The sequence below is a fragment of the Burkholderia oklahomensis C6786 genome (assembly GCF_000959365.1).
In the GTDB taxonomy this organism is placed as follows: domain Bacteria; phylum Pseudomonadota; class Gammaproteobacteria; order Burkholderiales; family Burkholderiaceae; genus Burkholderia; species Burkholderia oklahomensis.
The window spans coordinates 904432-922508 of the sequence record NZ_CP009556.1 but is presented as its reverse complement, the minus strand read 5'-3'; the positions used below and the strand labels follow the sequence as shown (position 1 = coordinate 922508).

Below are 18077 nucleotides of genomic sequence, written 5' to 3'. Positions count from 1 at the left end.
GCAGTGCTTTACATTCACGCATCGACCGCGCCCAAAATCGGCACTGCCGCGCATGATCGCGCCGGTGCATCCCCGGCATCATTCGCTGCCTCCCCTTCCGCGCACAACCGCCGGCCGCGGCCCGCGCCACCCGCATCGCCGCGCGCGGCCTTCCGCCAAGCGCGCGCCGCCGCCCACCGTCTTCCCCTATTTTTGCCGCGGTCAACGCCGTTTCCCCGCCCTCTGCCCCATCTGCGTAGTGTGGGCTGTCGTACTTTCCCCGCCGGACGGCAACGCTATCCTTCGACGCAGATGCATGGTTCGCGCGTCGACCCATGTCCGATGCCGCCGCCCAAGGGCGGCGGCTCCTCCCGCCAACCGGGCCGTCGAAGCGACGGCCGGCCGCGCGAACGCGTCCACGGGCGCGCGGCCCGGGTGAGTCAGACGAACTGAGCCGAGACCGCGGTTTGCGGCATCGCGCGCTGATCAAAGGCGGCGCACGCAATCGTTCGAGACTCGACGATGCCAGCCCGCAAGTTCCAGCGGTTCGATCCGCAGTTCGACTCGCCATTCGACTATTACGCACCGATGCAAGGTATCTCGAAGATACACAGACTCTGGGCGGCGACATTCGTCATCGCAGTTGCGAGCGATGTGCTGTCCGGCGCGATCCGCTACTACACGTCGCTCGCGGGCGTCGCGGCGCTCGGCTACCTGCCGAAAGCGCTGATGGTCGCGTGCCTCGGGCTCGCGATCGCCCAGCGGCCGAAGGCAAGCCACGTGCTCATCGCCGCGTACCTCGCCGCGCAGACGTGCGTGTCGCTCGCGAACGGCGTCAGCCTGAGCGCGGTCGGCTTCTGGATCTGGACGATCGCACCGATGCTCTTCGCGATCGTCATGCCGCAGCAGGCGCTCGACGAACTCGAGTCGCGCCGGATGCTCGGCGCGTTCGTCGCGCTCGCGCTGCTGTGCATCGGCGGCGTGCTGCTCAACGACTTCGTGAAGCTGCCGTGGGTCGGCGGCAACGTCGACATCGGCGGCGTCAGCGTGCAGCTCGCGAAATCGTCGTACGTCGGCACCTCGTCGCGGCTGCCCGGCTTCGGCCGCAGCAGCGCAACGACCGGCCTGATGATCGGACTGCTGACGACCTGGACCTTTCCGCGCCTGCGTTCGCGGCTCGCGCTCGCCGCACTGCTCGCATTGGCGGCGGTCGGCATCTGGGCGACGACGAACAAGACGACGCTCGTCGCGCTCGCGTTCGTCGTCGCATTGCATTTCATGCTGCGCACGCGCTCGCTGCGAACGGTGTGCGTCTGGGCGACCGTGCTCACGATCGCACTGCCGCTCGCCGGTTGGATCGTCACGCTCGCGAGCACGCAGGACGTCGGCAGCTCAGGCTCGCTGTCGTCGATGCAGGACCGTTTCATCAATACATGGCCGCTGCTGATCGAAGGGCTGCTGCGCGAGCACCTGATCTGGTTCGGCATCGGGCCGGGAGGCTTCGGCTCGGCGGTCGGCTACTACACGGCCGATTTCGGCTTCAACGTCGGTTACGCGGACAACATGGCGCTCTACACGGTCGCGAACTTCGGCGTGATCGGCGCATTGCTGATCGTCGCGGCTTTCGCGCGCTTCATCCTCGCGCAGCCGGCGAACGACCGGCCCGTCTGGCTGATGCTTTGCTTCCTGCTCGTGAGCGGCGTGACGACGGACATCTGCGAGACGATCGGCTGCCTGCTGTTCCTCGGCGTGACGCTGCGCTCGATCAGTCTGCGCGCGCCGCAGCGTGCGCGCATCGCGAGCGCGCGAATTGCATTCGACCGGTTGCGATACGGCGCTGGCGTGATCGCGCCGAACGCACGCTGAAGCCGCGATGCGCCGCGAAGGAAACGACGATATGACGAACCGCACGCCCAACCCGCGCCGCCGGCTGCTTGCCGCGCTTGCGAGCGCGGTGCTCGCCGCCCCCGGCTTCGCCGGCGCCGCGACTACCGTCGCGCTCGACGCCCCGACCACGAACGTCGCCGCGAAACGGACATACGTCGATCTGCCGGGCTTCGCCGCGTCGCGCGACAACACCGGCATCGCCGTACACGACATCGGCGATACGAAGCTGCTCGACGCGGTGAAAGACGCCGGTTTCTCGTTCGTCCGCGCAGACCTGTTCTGGGAAGCGGTGGACACGCCGCACGGCTGGGATTTTTCGAAATACGACACGCTCGTCGCCAATCTGTCCGCACGCGGGCTCGGTGCGTTGTTCATTCTCGGCGGCATGCATCATCTGCACAGCCCGAACCAGCCGCCGACGACGCCCGCCCAGCTTGCCGCGTTCCGTCAGTATGTGTTCAAGGCCGCGCAGCGCTTCAAGGGCAAGCCGGTGCGCTTCGAAGTGTGGAACGAGCAGGACCACAAGACCTACTGGCTCGGCGAGCCGTCTCCCGCCGCTTACCGGAACGTACTGAAGCAGGCGTTGCAGGCGGTGAAGGCCGCGAATCCCGACGCGATCGTCGCGACGGGCGGCGTGCAGCAAGTCAACCGCACGTTCATCCGCGCGGTCGGCGACATCGCCAGCCGCGCGCAGCCGGCGCCCGATGCGATCAGCGTGCACCCATACCGGCAAACCGAGCCGGAAACGGTGTTCGCCGACTACGCGGCGCTGCGGCGCGACCTGTCGTCGTATCGCACGCCGCCGCAGATCTGGGCGACCGAATGGGCGTATCCGAGCTACGGCTACAACTACGTCGCCGACATCGGAGACGGCCATTCGAGCGTCGCTCGCGAGCGCCAGGCGAGATACGCAGTACGGCTGCTGCTTGCGAACTGGATCTCGCAAATCGGGCTCACGTCGTACTACGACATTCGCGACGACGGCCGCGATCGCAAGAACATGGAGCACAACTTCGGACTCCTCGACGCCGATACCGGGAAGCTGCCGGCGTACATCGCGGTCCGCCAGTTGTTCTGGTTCACCGGGGACGCCGAACGCGCCCGGTATTTTCAGGATTCGGACGCGCGCTACGTGGTGCTGAAGCTGACCGCCGCGCGCGCGACGAAATATGTGGTCTGGTGCTACGGCGACGGCAACGCAATCGGCGTCGATCTGTCGCGGCTGCCGGCCGGCGCGGCCGTGACCGACATGTACGGCGCCGGGCTCGATGCCGGCAGCCGCAGGCGACTCGATGTTCCGGAGACACGAGGACCGATATTCATCACGATCGGGGCATGAGCGTCGCGTCCGATGAAGAGGATTGACTGAGAGGATTGCGGCGGCCGGCATCGCGGCCGTCGTCGCATATCACGGGAAACAACGATGGATCTGAAACCACAACCCATTTCGACGGCATTGCACGCAAAGAGAAACGACGGGCTCGCGAGCCTGTGGTGGAGCGTCGTTCGGCACCGGCGGCTCTTTGCGACGATCGTCGTCGCGTTCTTCGCGCTGGGCGTCCTGTATGCGCTCGTCGCGACGCCGCAGTATCGCGCCGAAGCGCTGCTGCGGATCCAGACGAAGCCCGGATCGTCGATCAGCGCGCTGTCGGACGTGTCCGGCACGATCTCGAACGGCCCGTCCGCGAACGACGAGAGCGAAGTGCTGACGTCGCGCGCGATCGTCGGTACTGCGATCGAACAGATCGGCGCGAACCTCGACATCCGCACGCTCGACCATTTCCCGCTCGTCGGCCGCCTGCTCGCGTCAGGCCACGCGAACGACGACAGGCTGGCGTCGCCGTTCCTCGGCATGTCCGGCTTCGCGTGGGGCGGCGAAAAGCTGAAGCTCGGCGAATTCTCGTTGCCCGATGCCGTGCTCGGCGACAAGTTCCGGCTCGTCGCGGGCGAAAACGGCCAATGGACGCTCTACGACAAGAAAGACCGCCTCCTCGCGCGCGGCTCGATCGGCCAGACCGTGCCGTTCAGCGTCGCCGTGGACGGCGAACAGGCGCAAGCGGGCCAGATCCGCGTCGACACGCTGCGCGCGCGCTCCGGCATTGCGTTCTCGATTCTCAAGGAGCCGACGCAGCTCGTCTACGACGACGTGATGAAGAAGATGAAGACGGTCGTGTCGAATCGCGATTCGACGCTCGAAGAGCCGTCGATGATGAAGCTCGTCTATCAGGCCGACACGCCGCAGCGCGTGCAGGAGATGGTCAACGCGATCGTGCGCGTCTATCTGCAGCGAGACATCGCGTATCGCGCGGAGAAGGCGCAGCGCAATCTCGACTCGCTGCACGCGCGCCTGCCCGGTCTCAAGAAGGATCTCGAGAAAGCCGAAGATGCGCTGAATCGCTACCGCACGACGACGGGCACGATCGACGTCGACCAGCAAGGCATCGCGCTCATCAACCGGCTGAACTCGTTGTCCGAGCATCAGACCGTGCTGCAGCTCGCGCTCGACAACGTGAAGGCGCGCTTCCTGCCGGGCAGCACGACCTATCAGACCGTGCAGACGCAGCTCGATCAAGTGAAGAAGGAGATTCAGCAGACGACGACGGCGGCCAACAAGCTGCCGACCGCCCAGCGCGAATTCGTCCGGCTGTCGCGGCAGGTGTCGGTCGCGACGCAGCTCTATACGAGCGTGCTGACCAATGCCCAGCAGCTCGAGATCGCCGTCGCGAGCACGACGCCGGGCGTGAGTGTCGTCGACTGGGCGAACAAGCCGTACAAGAAGGCGTGGCCGCAACGCGGCATCGTGGTTCTCGGCGCGCTGCTGGGCGGGCTGTTCGCGGGCCTCGCCGCCGCGTATCTGCTTGCGCGCTACCGCAACGAGCTGAGCGTTCCGCAATCGATCGCAGACGTGTCGGACATTCCCTGCGTCGCCGTCGTCGCGCCTTCGACATCGGCGCTCGCGCTCGATGACGACAGGTCCGGCAACGCGCGTGCGACGGTGAAACCGCTCGCCGCGCGGAATCCGAACGATCCGGGCATCGAGGCGCTGCGTACGCTGCGCACGAGCCTGCGCGCGGCGCTCGCGCACGACGGCCGAAGCGGCGGCAAGGTGCTGGTGTTCGCGGGTCCGACCGCGGGCGTCGGCAGCAGCTTCGTCGCGTCGAATCTCGCGTATCTGTTCGCCGACGCGAACGCATCGACGCTGTTCGTCGACGCGGACATGCGCGGCGGATCGCACAATCCGCTCGGCGTCGGCCGCAACGGCGGCGGCATCGGTCTCGCGAACGTGCTCGAAGGCGGGCAACCGCTCGACAAGGCGATCATCAAGATCGGCAAAAGCAAGCTATCCGTGATGACGCCCGGCACGCTCGCGGGATCGAATCCGGGCGAACTGCTCGAACGCGCCGAATTCTCGCAGTTGCTCGCGACGCTGCGCACACGCTATGACTTCGTGATCGTCGACGCGCCGCCCGTGCTGCCGTACAGCGACGCGCTGTCGATCGCCGCGCAGGACTGCGATGCGGTGCTGCTCGTCTCGCGCGGCAGGACGACGCGCGCCGCGGAGCTCGAAACCGCGTTGCAGCGCCTCGACAGCGTCGACGCGAAAATCGCCGGCCATGTCTTCAACGCATACATTGCGCCGCCCCATCAGCCGCGGACGTCGCCGCGAGACTGGTGGCGCCATGTCGCCAGGCGCTGGGTGAAGCCGCACCGCACTGCCCAACCGGCGCGAGCAAAGCAGACGTTCCGGCTGGCAAAGGGAGCCGTCGCGAAGCCTTCCCGAAACTGACGGTAGTGAGTCCGATTTCGTCGGATTCCGAATCAATGCGATACGAAGAAGCAATCGCAAGAAAAACCGGGGGACTTCCACACCCCCGGTTTTTTATTGGTTCGAGCATTTATATCTTTGCCACAACGACGATGATCGTTTCGTGAACAGATCACGAGTCGAATAAGAATCCTAATAGACAAAACACGCTTCGCCCCTCCTCTTCAGCACGCCCCCAACACGAACCTCGGTCGCGCGCGACGGCGGCAAAAACCCGTCGCATAAGGTTTTTATCGCTTGCGTGAGCAACGGCGCCCGCCATATCGATGCGCATGTCGAACATTCTCCAAGCCCTCCGCCGACGGGGGAAAAGCCGCCCCGAAGCCGCTATTTATCTCTCGAACGCGAATATTCAGAACGACCGCTGCAGAATTTTGAGATAGCTTTATCTCAATTTAACCTAAAATAGAGGTTTCTCTATTCGGAGACCTCACTATGAAACACCTAGCCGCGGTCGCCATGAGCGTGACACAATCCATTAGCACTCCTATCCATAATCCGGCGGCGAGAGTCGCACTGCTCGCGTTGTTTCTCTCCGCGTGCGGCGGCGGCGGAGATCAAGGCAAGGTCAACGCCGCCGCCGTCGCGCCGACGAACGGCGTCGTCGTGCCCGCCTCGGGCGCTTCGGCGACGTCCGGCTCATCGGGTTCGTCGACGTCGTCATCCGGTACGGGCACGGCCGCGCCCGCATCCGGCGCGTCGTCGCCTTCGGCAACCGCTCCGGTGCTGCCGTTCTTCGGCGTGAACGGACATTACGTCGACGGCGGCGTCTATGCATCGATACCGCTCGCGACTCAGGCGGCCCACCTTGCCGGACTCGGCATGAACGTCTATCGGCAGGATGTCTACATCCCGGATCACGTCAACACGCTCGCATCGACGGTCATTCCCGGCCTCGGCCCCAACGTCGCGGTCCTGCCGATGATCGAAGCGCACCCGTGGGCCGACCCTTCTCTGAACGGGCAGCAGCCGACCGAGGCGAGCGCCTACGCCTACGCATACAAGCTTTCCGCCTATGCGGCGAAGAAGCTCGCCGGCATCCCGATGGTGGAATTCGGCAACGAGTACGATCTCGACAGCCACAACGCGCCGATCCAGGGTGACGGCGTCAATATTTCGGATTACGACAATTCGACCTTTCCGATCTGGCGCGGCGCGCTCAGGGGCGCGCTCGACGGCTGGCGCTCGGTCGACACGAATCGCACGACCAAGCTGATCGCCAACGCGACGTCGGGCGCGCTGCATTTCGGCTTCCTCGACGGCCTGATGACGGGCACGCAGCCCGATGGCACGACCGGGCACCCGAAGATCACGCCGGACGTGATCCAATGGCACTGGTATTCGAACGGCGGCGACTTCGAGAACGCGTTCGGCAAGAACGGCAGATACAACGTGCTTGCACGGCTGAAGGAGCGCTACAACTTGCCGATCGTCGTCACCGAGATCGGCGTGAACACGGACAACTCGGACGCTCAGATCTCCGCCTACATCGCGAAAACAATTCCTGAGCTGGTTGCGGCAAAGGCGGCCTACAACGTCATCGGCTTCAACTGGTACGAGCTCTATGACGATCGCAGCGGCGCTTACGGTTTGTTGACGGGCAGCGCACAAGAAAAGCCGCGCTACGGGCTCATGAAAGCGGCGATCGCCGGTTCTGTTCCGAACTGATCGGCGCTCTCGCGACGACGCTCGCGTCGGGAGAATGCCGCGCGCTTGTAACCAATCGGTAACGCGTGCTTCCGCCTTGCAGAACGCGGGCCGACTTGCCTTCGCATGCACTCGATGCCGGGCCGCGCGGCAAGCGTGCGCCGCCCTCGTCATCGCCCACCGTCGCGCTGCGAGCGATCCGTCGCAGCGGTTACCTTTGATTACAACGACGCCGTTGTGCGACACATGCGGTTCGTACAATGCAATTGCCCAAACAACGTTTAGGAAGAGGCAAAAATGAAAGGTATTCGTTTGGTCGCACTGACTGCTACGGGTCTGTTCGTCTTGATGTCGTCGGTCGCGCAAGCGGCGGGCGGTGGCGCTGGTGGCGGCGGCCACGGCGGCGGCATGGGCGGCATGGGCGGCGCCGGAGGCAATACGGGCGGCATGTCGGCAGGTCATATGAGCAGCTCGGGCATGACGAACTCGAACAGCATCAATTCCGGCGATCGCGACAAAGGTCTTTCTCGCGCAGCCGATCGTTCGGATACGCAGGCTGACCGAGCGAGCACCGAGCCGGGGCGGTCTCATACGCACCATGCATCGACCCACATGAGCCATCACCACCACCTCGGCAAGCACATGGCCGTCGGCAAGGTGAGCTGATCGATCCATCTCGACGGACGACGTCGACGACAAGGGCGCCATTGGCGCCCTTGTCGCTTTTCCCCTGACGATTCGCTCTCGCCGCGGACGGTCAGCGAGGATCTCCGATGCGTCCGCATCGTCGCACATCGGCCTCCCGTGCCGATGCGCCGGTGACGCGCGTCCGACGACCACCGGTTTATGACCGCAGCAAGGCGAGCCGATCTTTGCTGAACGATTGGCTGCGCTTCCGGCTCGCGGCATCACGAATTTTCATACCCCTCCCCGCTATACAAATCCGTGCATTGAGATATACTCCCCCCCGGTATTTTGGGGAGAGGCATGAGCCACACCATTCGAGAAAAACAGAAGCTCCTGAACCGCGTGCGCCGCATCAAGGGACAAGTCGAAGCGATCGAGCGCGCGCTCGAGGAGGAATGCGGCTGCAACGAGGTGCTGCAGCGGATCACGAGTTGCCGGGGCGCGATGAACGGCCTGCTGGCCGTCGTGCTCGAAGATCACATCCGCACGCATCTCGTCGACGCGGACGCGCCCGACGACCACGAAGGCAGCGCGACCGAGCAGCTGATCGACGTGGTCCACAGCTACTTCAAATAAGCGGAGCGATCGATGAGCGAATTCGAAGACGTCGCATTCGGCGCCGGGCACGATCACATCTTCCTCGGGGCCGCGCACGAACAGAACGAACGCAGGACCTGGACCGTCATCGCTCTGTGCGCGGTGATGATGGTCGCGGAGATCGTCGGCGGCACGCTGTTCGGCTCGCTGGCGCTCGTCGCGGACGGCCTGCATATGTCGACCCACGCGGGCGCCATGCTGATCGCAGCGCTCGCGTACACGTACGCGCGCAGGCACGCGAACGACGCGCGCTTCGTGTTCGGCACGGGCAAGCTCGGCGACCTCGCCGGCTTCACCAGCGCCATCGTGCTCGCGATGATCGCGCTATTGATCGCCTACGAGGCGGTCGCTCGGTTTCTGTCGCCTGTTCCGATCCATTTCGACGAGGCGATTCCGATCGCCGTGCTGGGCTTGCTCGTGAATCTCGCGAGCGTGTGGCTGCTGAGCGGCAGCCATCACGGGCATGGTCACGGACACCATCATGGGCATGGTCATGGCCACGATCACGGCGCTGACCACGAACACGGCGATGACGCGCAGACGATCTCGTCGCGCGGCGGCGCCTTCGTCGTATCGATCTTCGAAGACGGCGTACCGCCCGTATTCCGGATCGAGCCCGCAACGGGCCAGCCGGCCGTCGGCGATTGGCCGGCGACGATCACGACGGTCCGCGCCGACGGATCGCGGCAGACGTTCGAACTGGCGAATCGCGGCGGCTATCTGGAATCGACCGACACGATCCCGGAGCCGCACGCGTTCACCGCAATCGTGCGCCTGCACGACGGCGAGCATTCGCTCGCGTTCGTCGAGCATGAACACCCGCATCATCACGATCACAGCGGCTCGAACGATGCCGCGGCACGCGACCACAACATCCGGTCCGCCTATGTACACGTGATCGCGGATGCGGCCGTCTCGGTGCTCGCAATCGTGGGGCTCGTGCTCGCGCGCGCATTCGGCTGGATGTGGATGGATCCGCTCGCGGGCATCATCGGCGCGCTCGTGATCGCGAATTGGTCGTACGGCCTGATGCGCGACACCGGCGGCATCCTGCTCGACATGAATCCGGACCGGCGTCTCGCGGACAACGTGCGCCGCTCGATCGAAAGCGGCGGCGATAACGTCACTGATCTGCATGTCTGGCGTCTGGGCCCCGGCCACATGAGCGCCGTGGTGTCCATCGCGACAGGCGATCCGGCGCATGACTCGCGCTTCTATCACCGGTTGTTGAAGCGCTTCAAGAATCTGTCGCACGTGACGGTGGAAGTGCATTGCCGCGCCGCATGACGCGAAGGCGAAACGGACCGCATCGCTGTTGACGAAGCGCCGCCGGACCGAATGCTCCTTCGGTCCGGTGAATGCGCGCGGCGGGTTCGCGGCAACCATGATGCAATCCACAAGTAAATGCACCGCGCAAGATGATCGTCATCACGCGCCGACGCTCACTCGAATCGTCATCGCCGCGTTCGAGCGCTTGAAGTGCTTAACTCAGAATCGAGCGACACCGGCGGCGTCACGCCGCCGCGCATGGAAGCGGCCCCCGGCCGGCGCGAAACGCGACGCGATTCGCGCCGCGTTCGGGCAGATCCCCCTCGGATCGACCTTCCGACGAACGCTCCACGTCGCACCGATGGTCTTCGCCGATCCGGCATCGCAACGCGCCCGGATTGTGCTTACCGTTTTCGTCTGCGTGTTCTATGCTAAGACCACAAGAACCCGCTGCTTCCGAAATCGTGCCGCTTCGGATGTCAATGATCGGGTTCGGGCGCAAAGACATCGGATGGTAAAAAAGGAGGGGACCTCTATGCGCACCAGTCGATTCATCCGCTAGTCCATTCGCATTCCTATTCATTGATCGTCGACACCGACGGTTCGCGACGCGAGCCGACGGATGCCGTCGCGCGCGTGCATGCCGGAATTCGGCTGCGCTCGCGCGCCGCACGCATATTCGCCTGCCGCCCGCGAAGGCCGTCTTGCGCGCCCGCGTAAGACGATGGTCCGCCGCTTGCGAGTGCCACGCAAGCGGCGGCAGCGGGCGGCCGTCTGCGACAGGATAAAGACGCCTCGCACGAGCGGGCGCCGTTCGCCGCGCATGCGGCGCCACTCAGCAACCGGGGACATCAAATGGCTATCTCGCCGCGCGACGAACAAAATCGTTCCGTCGATCTATGGTTCGCCTACAAAGTGCCGAAGCTGGTCAAGGATGCCGAGAGCGACAGCGCGACCGGCTACGAATATGTCTATTACGATCGCAATGTCGGCTCGGTGCAGAAATCTCCGAACCTGATGAAGGATTCGAAGGGCGCGCTGTTCTATACGCTCGATGCGGTCTTCGGCGATCCGGGCAGCACGACGGGCTGGATTCTCTATAACGACGAAATGCCCGTCGACGCCGATCGCTCGAACAACGCGACGCTCGGCCATACGAAGGGCGTCATTGCGTTCGACGTCGCATCGAACTCCGCATTGTGGCTACTGCACTCGTGGCCGAAGTATGCGAGTCCGTCGAAGCCCGGCGTACCGACGCCGCTGTACGGACAGACCTTCCTGTGCATGAGCCTCGATCTCGCGACGGCCGGCAAGATCGCGGCGCAGATGGCGCTGCATCAGCAGCCGCAGGTCTATCTGCCGCGCATCGCTGTAATCGATCACGGCAACCCGCTGTACGCGCTGACACAGCCGCTCAACGCATCCGCGCCGGGGGACTCCGATGCGCTCGATTTCGAGACGCACGGCGGCGTGTCGTTCAAGGTGATCGCGAAAAATCGCAAGTGGAACAAGGATTTCTGGAACGATCTCGTCGGGCCGACGCTCAAGGCCGACATGTACGTCGAAACATGGATTCGCGGCGAGATCCCGCCCGTCCTCGACGCCGACGGCGTCCACAAGACCTACGACATCAAGTTCATCGATCTGCGCAAGCTCGGCGCGCCGTGGGCGTGGCCCGAAACGCAGGATCACGCGAAGTGGGGCATCACGACGGCCGACAACTGGGTGTGCGTCGGCGACATCAATCGAATGGTGTCGCAGGAGAAACGCGGCGGCGGGACGATCGCATTCCAGGATCCGAAGTTGTGGAAGGCGCTGTCCGAAACCGATCTGATCGTGCCGCCGCCCGGCAAGACCGAGGCGCAGGCGCGCGCGCTGATCCGCAAGACGCACGAGCCGACCGAATAGCACGGCGCACGACACACGACAAAACGTCGGCGCTCACACGTCCTCATATCGCCCAGGAGCCTTGCCATGAATGCGCAACTTCCCGAGAGCGCGCAAGTTCCGCTCGTGACGCGGCATACCGACATAGCGGCCGCCGCACCGCTGCGCGGCGCCACGACACTGCCGCCCGTCGCATGGAACGAGATCGGCCAGACCGCGCCCGTTCGCCTCGCGCCCGGCGCACGCGCGCCCGGCGATCCGCTGCCGCGCGCCGACATCGTCGTGATCACGTGGACGAGCGCCGAATGGTTCGCGCTCGATCACGTGTTCGTCAACAGCGGTCATATCGGCGATTACAACGATTACACATGGAAGCAGGCATGGCTTCCGTACACGCGCGGCGCATCCGCATTGGCGGCGGATACGAAGTCAGGCGCACTGTGGGGGCTCTTTCAGACGGTGCGGATCGTCGATCGCTCGGGCCGCCCCTGGAACGTGCTGTTGTTCAAGTCGAATGCGCATCTCGCGCATTCGCCGTGGCTCGACGGCTTGTCCGCGATGCTCCGCTGCATCGTCGAAGACGCGCGCCCCGATCGCATCTACACGATCGGCACCGCGGGCGGTGCGCGCCGCGATCAGCGCCTGGGCGACACGGTCATCGCGAACGCCGCGCTGCTCGAACTGCAACGCCCGCAGAACACGTCGGGCCCCGACGGCGGCAACATGTACCGCTGCCCGACCTGGTACCCGTCGACCGCGCTCGTCGGCGAAATCGAGCGCACGCTACTGTTCAGGATGAGCGAGGTCGTCACGCCGCAGTCGCTCGCCGTGCTCTTCGACGAATTGAAAGCGCGCCATCCCGACGATCCGGGCCTTGGCGAGCTGACGCTTTCGGATCTCGTCAACGATGCGATCCGCCCCGAATGCCTGCGCACGCCGGCGATCCATCCGCTGAAGGACACGCCGCTTCTGACGACGGATTTCTACTACATCGCGGAGGGCGAGGATGCGCACGCGTACTCGTGCCTCGAAATGGACGACGCGATCATTGCGCAGCAGGCGAACCGGCTCGGCGTGCGCTTCGCTTGCGTGCGCAACATCTCCGATCCGGTCGTTCGACGACGCACCGACCGAGGCACGCCGATCTCCGATGCCGTGCGCGCCGACTGGTCCGGTCTCATCTATTCGACGTTCGGACTGCAAACGAGCTATAACGGCGCGCTTGCGACGTGGGCAACGATAGCGGGCGAAGGCTCGGCGACGTACAACCCGAGCCGCGACTACAAACCCGTCGACGAACAGGATCCGCTCGAGGTGCAGCTCGCGTTCCAGGTGCGCTCGTGCGGCACGTGCTCGTTCTTCTGGCCCGGCGATCTGAAGAAGCGTGCGTATGGACCGTACACGGCGTTCGACTTCGACGTCACCGCGCCGTATCCGGCAAGCGCGAACGGCAAGAGCGGCGCGGTGCGCTGGGTCAACGGCCGCACGCGGCCGCCGGCGTTCCCGAACGGCGAAGTGATCGACGGATGCCGCAAGGCGCCCATCATGACGATCGGCATCAATCCGAATCTGACCGCGTTCCTGCCGGGCCAGACGGGCGCTGCGTGGTGCTATCCGGACTTCTCGTCCGACAGCGACACCGACGCGTGGGCGAAGTACGCGTGGTATTACCGCTATCGGACCGTCTACCAGGAGAAGCTCGATCTCGATTTCGTGCGCCGCTTCATGCTGCCGGAGGGACGCGTGATCGCGCCGCGCGGCGGCGAAGTGACGGGCGCGCCGCGCATCGACGACAGTCCCGCGTGGTCGATCACCGTGCGCTACGACGGCGACGCGGCCGATACGGCCGTCGCGATCCCCGGCGAGCCCGGCGACTTCCCGTATGTGCTGCTCTTCGATACATACAAGCCGCACAACCGCTTCGCAGCGGGCGACGTGCTCGCCGCGCGCGTGTCGGTACCGGAAGGCATCCAGGTCGAGATACTGCAGCAGCCGCAAAGCTACTATCTGCAGTTCGTGCCGGTGCTCGAACACTTCGAGCGCACGCTGCGCGACGACGGCCATGCGACCGCGTCGCTGCACGTCGGCGAGGACGTTTGCCAGCTCGACATGGTCGCGTGCGCGTCGCCGCACTGGAAGCCGGGCTTTCTCGGCGGCAGCGACGCGAGCGTCGCGACGATCGTCGACAACTGCGTGAGCCGAAACGCATGGGCGCTCAAGCAGATGGTGCAGACGAAGCCCGCCGTGCTCTACATCGTCAGCGAATCGAGCTGGAACATGTTCCATTCGGCGTTCGGCGCACACGTGCGGCGCGATATCCCGCTGTCGACGCACCCCGCGGACAAGGACTACACGCTACTGCGGGAAACGACCGATCCCGCGCATCCGGCCTATGTCGAGTTCGACGTGACGATCGACGGCACACGCTATTTCAACCGCACGCGGCTCGTCATCACGCCGCATTTCTCGTACAACAGCTTCTTCCTGCAGCAATACCGGTTGAGCGCGCGCGACTGGCAGACATTCAGCGCGGCGCAGCCCCAATGCGTCACCGCGCTCACGCCGCAGAACGGCTTCACGCTCGTACTGCCGACGCAGGAATATCCGGACGACTATGTTGCCGTCCAACTGCCCGCCGACGCCGATGCGGCAAACGCGGCGCGCGCATGGCTCGCGAGCCGGTTCCCGGACGCGTATCGCACGCTCGACGCGTATTACGTCGATCCGCATGCGGCGATGGCGTCGGTGCTCGACGAGCTCTACACGCAGCGCGCGCTCACCTGGCGCGACAACGACAGCGGCGGCTATCTGTCGCGTACCGAAGGCTCATGCCGGTTCTGCGTGAATCGCCACTGGCAGTTCCCGAACGAATGCCGCTACGACAAGACACGCGAGACGCCGCCGACCGCCGGCTTTCTCGCGAAGGTCGCGCAGCATCTCGTCGCCACCGGCAAGCCCGCCGTCTCGGCCGCCGTGCCGGCCGACGCCGAGGCGAACGCGTCGTCGGCCCCGACCGGAGCACTGCAATGAGCACGCCTGATCTTCCGCAAGACTTCCGCGTCGCCCCCGACTCGGTGCGGGTATGGCGGGGCTTCCGGCTGCCGTCGCTCGGTCTCGATCAGTTCATGAGCAAGCTCGGCACGGTGTTCGTGCCCGCCACCGTGAAGATGCAGATCGACGCGGGCTTGCGCGCATATGCGCCGACGGTGCCGGCGGGCCTGCCGGACAAGCCCGCGTCGGTGCCGGACGAAACCGCGATTCTGTTCTGGGCGTCGCCCGCGACTTACTGGAACGGCTTTACGCGACTCGCGGTGCGCACGTACACGCTGACGCACAACGGCGTCTATCTGACGCAGGACAATCAGAGCCGCGCCGATTTCCCGATCCGCTTCGACGGCGCGCTCGCCGTCGACCAGCCCGTCTATCTGTATGACGAGCCCGCCGACTGGATGCACGGCGCGATCCGGCATCTCGTCGCTGCGCGGCCGTCTGCCGTCGATCCTGCATCGTTTCGCGCGGTGGTCGCGAAGGTGCTCGCCGATATTCAGAAGAACGTATCGCTCGCCGGCGCACTCGCGTGCGCCGGCAACGACTATGTCGTCTATTGGGAACTCGGTCCCGTCGCCGCCGGCGCCGCGCGAGCGCCGACCGGCGTGCCGCGCCTGCAGGCGGTGCTGACCGACTGGAACGAAATCTTCACGCCCGCGCCGACATTCCTGCCGATCGGACTCTGGGACGAATGGGCCGGCATGGACGTGCGCGCGGGCAGCAGCTTCAACATGCAATTCGAACGCGAGGTTCGCCGATGAATACGCCGCAAGAATCTTTCCCGGTCGCGCCGAATGCGGTGTACGTATGGCGCGGCTTCCGGGCGCCCGCGCTCGACTACGAGCACTTCGCGCAGCTTCTCGGCAGCGTGTTCGTGCCTGCCTGCGTGCTGCTGCAACCGCCAGTCGGGCTGCGCGCCTATCTGCCAACGATGATTCCGCAAGCCCGCAAGCCGCCCACCGTTCCCGATCAGACTGCGCTGATGTTCTGGGCGACACCGTCGTCTCACGATCGCGCGACGAGGGCAATTGCCGTGCGGATCTATCAGAACCTGCACGGCGACGTCTACGACATGACGCGCAGCAAGCTGCCCGAAGTGCCCGTCGCGCTCGATCCGCATGCCGATGCGCTCGTCTCCGAGCAGCCATATTTTCTCGTCGATCGGCCGTCGGACTGGATGTTCGGCAGCGCGAAGCATTTCATGGGCGCGCGGCGCGCGGATCTTCGAGCAACCGACTTTCTCGCGGCCGTGCACGTGTGGGCGGCGTCGTTTCAGGTCGAGCCGCCGGATGGCGTCGACGGCGCGCTCGTGTGCTGCGGCGACGACTACGTGGCCGCATGGATACACAGCACGTATCCGCAACCGCAGCCGTACCCCGCGCTCGACCGCCTCGCGGCGCTGACGACGCCCGTACTGAGAATGGCGCCGCGCCCGCTCGCGCTGCCGGCCGGCTTGTGGGACAACTGGCCGGGACTCGATCTGACGCGCGACATGTGCATCAATCTGCAGTTTCCGAGACCGCGCATGTCTCGCGCAGCGCCGCGCGAGCCGGAGGCATAGATGATCCCGATCGAACACTTCGAGGTTCCGCATCTGGCGTTGTGGAAGTCGTGTGTCGCCGAGGTGCTTGCGCGCGCGCTCTGTCTCGAGCATCGCTCTTCCGCCGGCATCGACACCGATCACCCGCTGATGCGCGCGACCGATCGCTATTGCCGGGCGATGCTCGACAACCTGCCGCTCGACCCGCCTCCTGCCGACAGCGGCGACGAAGCGGCGGTGCAAACTTATCTGTCGTATCTGCATCATCGCCGCGCACACGCGAACATCGCCGGCGACGTGCGGATCGAGCGCGACGTCGAACGGCAAACGCAGCAATACAAATTCGGCAATCCGCTGTGGCAGCAGATGTACGTCCAGTATTTCAAGTACTACTGGCAATATCCGTATCACGAGGGCGGCGAGCCGCGCTACCGTTCGTGGCAAGCGGCCGACGCCGGGCAAGGCGACCTGTGCTACGGCGTGATCGAATGGAAACTGCCGGCGCGTGCACGCGTCGCGATCGTCGGCGATATCGGCACCGGCACCGACGTCGCGGCGGCCGTGCTCGTCGCCGCGCTGAAGTTTGCGCCCGACGCGATCCTGCATCTCGGCGACGTCTATTTTTCCGGCACGCGCTTCGAGACCGAGCACCGGCTGATGGGCCTCGTGCGCGACGTGCTGCGCGGCGACAAGCGGCGCGTGCCGTTCTTCACGGTGCCGGGCAATCACGAATACTTCACGGGCGCCGTGTCGTTCCTGCACGCACTCGATTCGGGCGAACTCGTCGACGGTCCCGCGCAGCGACAGGCGGCAAGCTACTTCTGCCTGCGCACCGCGGATGACGGCTGGCAATTCCTCGGCCTCGACACCGGCTATCACGGGCATTACATGAACGTCGCGGCGTCGGCCCAACAAGCGACGCTCGAGCGGCTGCACATCGGCAAGATCGAGACGGCCCGCGCCGGCGCGAGTGCGCATTGGCCGGCCGATGCGAACCCGTACTTTCGCCGCGCGTCGCTCGCCGATCTGCCGACGCGCGACACCACGTCGCCCGTCGATCAGGTGACCGTGCGCACCGACGAAGCGGCGTGGCACCTCGACAAGCTGACGAACTTCCGCGGCCGCTCGATCCTGCTGTCGCATCATCAGCTCTACTCGGCACTCGACGTTTGCGGAATCGCGCAGCGGCGCGACGCTTCCGGCGCGCCCGATCCGGCCGACTTCAATCGCGAATGGGTGAACACGGGGCTCTGGCGGCAGTTCGGCCCGACGTTCGGAGAGCGCGTGGCCGCATGGATCTGGGGTCACGAGCACAACCTCGGCATCTTTGCGGACGCGTATCGTCCCGCCGATTGGCCGACCGCGGGCGACGAAGCGGCACACGTCTTCAAGACGCTGCCCAAAGGCCGCTGCGCGGGGCACAGCGCGATCCCGGTTCAGGAAGGCGAAGCGCCTTACGCACAAAAGTATCCGGTGCCGCTGAAGCAAGCGGATCTTCGGCTCGATTTGACCGACGGCTGGTACAACCGCGGGTTCCAGATTCTCGAGCTCGCCGGCGCGGGCAAGCCTGCCCGGCTCAGCTATTTCCAGGTCGCGGGAGCGGACCCGACGCCGCTGCCGCTGTTCGTCGAATCGATTTCATGAGTTGCCGATGACGCGCGACTGACGTTCTCGTCCTATCGCCCATTCGTTCAACCATTCAACCGTTCG

The 18077-nt window shown here is 65.2% G+C and carries 12 protein-coding genes; all 12 read left to right on the top strand.

Annotated elements, in window-relative coordinates; translation table 11 throughout:
* Positions 1-501 precede the first annotated feature (501 nt).
* The 12 genes from BG90_RS21990 (at position 502) to BG90_RS21935 (ending at position 18011) form a co-directional block, all read left to right on the top strand.
* On the top strand, positions 502-1845 hold the full coding sequence (locus BG90_RS21990) for a membrane protein (protein ID WP_025990371.1): 1344 nt from the start codon (positions 502-504) through the stop codon (positions 1843-1845).
* A 31-nt stretch (positions 1846-1876) separates the two neighbouring features.
* Positions 1877-3205 (top strand): cellulase family glycosylhydrolase, encoded by a 1329-nt coding sequence (locus BG90_RS21985; protein WP_025990372.1) that lies wholly within the window; start codon positions 1877-1879, stop codon positions 3203-3205.
* 84 nt (positions 3206-3289) lie between these two features.
* Positions 3290-5653: a GNVR domain-containing protein gene (locus tag BG90_RS21980; protein WP_025990373.1), complete on the top strand. Its 2364-nt coding sequence runs from the start codon at positions 3290-3292 to the stop codon at positions 5651-5653.
* Positions 5654-6127: 474 nt separating this feature from the next.
* A complete protein-coding gene (locus BG90_RS21975; RefSeq protein WP_025990374.1) occupies positions 6128-7360 on the top strand; it encodes a glycoside hydrolase family protein in 1233 nt (410 codons plus the stop codon).
* Between the two features lie 276 nt (positions 7361-7636).
* Positions 7637-8005: a hypothetical protein gene (locus BG90_RS21970; RefSeq protein ID WP_045568391.1), complete on the top strand. Its 369-nt coding sequence runs from the start codon at positions 7637-7639 to the stop codon at positions 8003-8005.
* Positions 8006-8326: 321 nt separating this feature from the next.
* Positions 8327-8602 (top strand): metal/formaldehyde-sensitive transcriptional repressor, encoded by a 276-nt coding sequence (locus BG90_RS21965; protein WP_010120572.1) that lies wholly within the window; start codon positions 8327-8329, stop codon positions 8600-8602.
* Positions 8603-8614: 12 nt separating this feature from the next.
* Positions 8615-9910: a CDF family Co(II)/Ni(II) efflux transporter DmeF gene (gene dmeF, locus BG90_RS21960; protein WP_010120573.1), complete on the top strand. Its 1296-nt coding sequence runs from the start codon at positions 8615-8617 to the stop codon at positions 9908-9910.
* An 837-nt stretch (positions 9911-10747) separates the two neighbouring features.
* Positions 10748-11800 carry a deoxyribonuclease II family protein gene (locus BG90_RS21955; RefSeq protein ID WP_010120575.1) on the top strand — a complete coding sequence of 351 codons (1053 nt, stop codon included), beginning with the start codon at positions 10748-10750 and terminating at the stop codon, positions 11798-11800.
* Between the two features lie 66 nt (positions 11801-11866).
* Positions 11867-14809 (top strand): phosphorylase family protein, encoded by a 2943-nt coding sequence (locus BG90_RS21950; RefSeq protein ID WP_010120576.1) that lies wholly within the window; start codon positions 11867-11869, stop codon positions 14807-14809.
* Positions 14806-15588: a hypothetical protein gene (locus tag BG90_RS21945; protein ID WP_010120577.1), complete on the top strand. Its 783-nt coding sequence runs from the start codon at positions 14806-14808 to the stop codon at positions 15586-15588. Before BG90_RS21950 ends, BG90_RS21945 begins: the two co-directional genes overlap by 4 nt.
* Positions 15585-16388, top strand: a complete 804-nt coding sequence (locus BG90_RS21940) for a hypothetical protein (RefSeq protein ID WP_010110515.1) — start codon at positions 15585-15587, stop codon at positions 16386-16388. The genes BG90_RS21945 and BG90_RS21940 overlap by 4 nt, the downstream gene beginning before the upstream one ends.
* Entirely contained in the window at positions 16389-18011 is a 1623-nt protein-coding gene (locus tag BG90_RS21935) for a metallophosphoesterase family protein (protein ID WP_010120578.1), read from the top strand. It abuts the gene before it with no gap.
* Positions 18012-18077: the final 66 nt, after the last annotated feature.

Bases quoted from the DNA above. Each gene is read 5' to 3' on its own strand.
- BG90_RS21940 (WP_010110515.1), top strand. From the start codon at position 15,585: ATGAATACGCCGCAAGAATCTTTCCCGGTCGCGCCGAATGCGGTGTAC.
- BG90_RS21935 (WP_010120578.1), top strand. From the start codon at position 16,389: ATGATCCCGATCGAACACTTCGAGGTTCCGCATCTGGCGTTGTGGAAG.
- BG90_RS21945 (WP_010120577.1), top strand. From the start codon at position 14,806: ATGAGCACGCCTGATCTTCCGCAAGACTTCCGCGTCGCCCCCGACTCG.
- BG90_RS21990 (WP_025990371.1), top strand. From the start codon at position 502: ATGCCAGCCCGCAAGTTCCAGCGGTTCGATCCGCAGTTCGACTCGCCA.
- BG90_RS21980 (WP_025990373.1), top strand. From the start codon at position 3,290: ATGGATCTGAAACCACAACCCATTTCGACGGCATTGCACGCAAAGAGA.
- BG90_RS21970 (WP_045568391.1), top strand. From the start codon at position 7,637: ATGAAAGGTATTCGTTTGGTCGCACTGACTGCTACGGGTCTGTTCGTC.
- dmeF (WP_010120573.1), top strand. From the start codon at position 8,615: ATGAGCGAATTCGAAGACGTCGCATTCGGCGCCGGGCACGATCACATC.
- BG90_RS21985 (WP_025990372.1), top strand. From the start codon at position 1,877: ATGACGAACCGCACGCCCAACCCGCGCCGCCGGCTGCTTGCCGCGCTT.
- BG90_RS21955 (WP_010120575.1), top strand. From the start codon at position 10,748: ATGGCTATCTCGCCGCGCGACGAACAAAATCGTTCCGTCGATCTATGG.
- BG90_RS21975 (WP_025990374.1), top strand. From the start codon at position 6,128: ATGAAACACCTAGCCGCGGTCGCCATGAGCGTGACACAATCCATTAGC.
- BG90_RS21950 (WP_010120576.1), top strand. From the start codon at position 11,867: ATGAATGCGCAACTTCCCGAGAGCGCGCAAGTTCCGCTCGTGACGCGG.
- BG90_RS21965 (WP_010120572.1), top strand. From the start codon at position 8,327: ATGAGCCACACCATTCGAGAAAAACAGAAGCTCCTGAACCGCGTGCGC.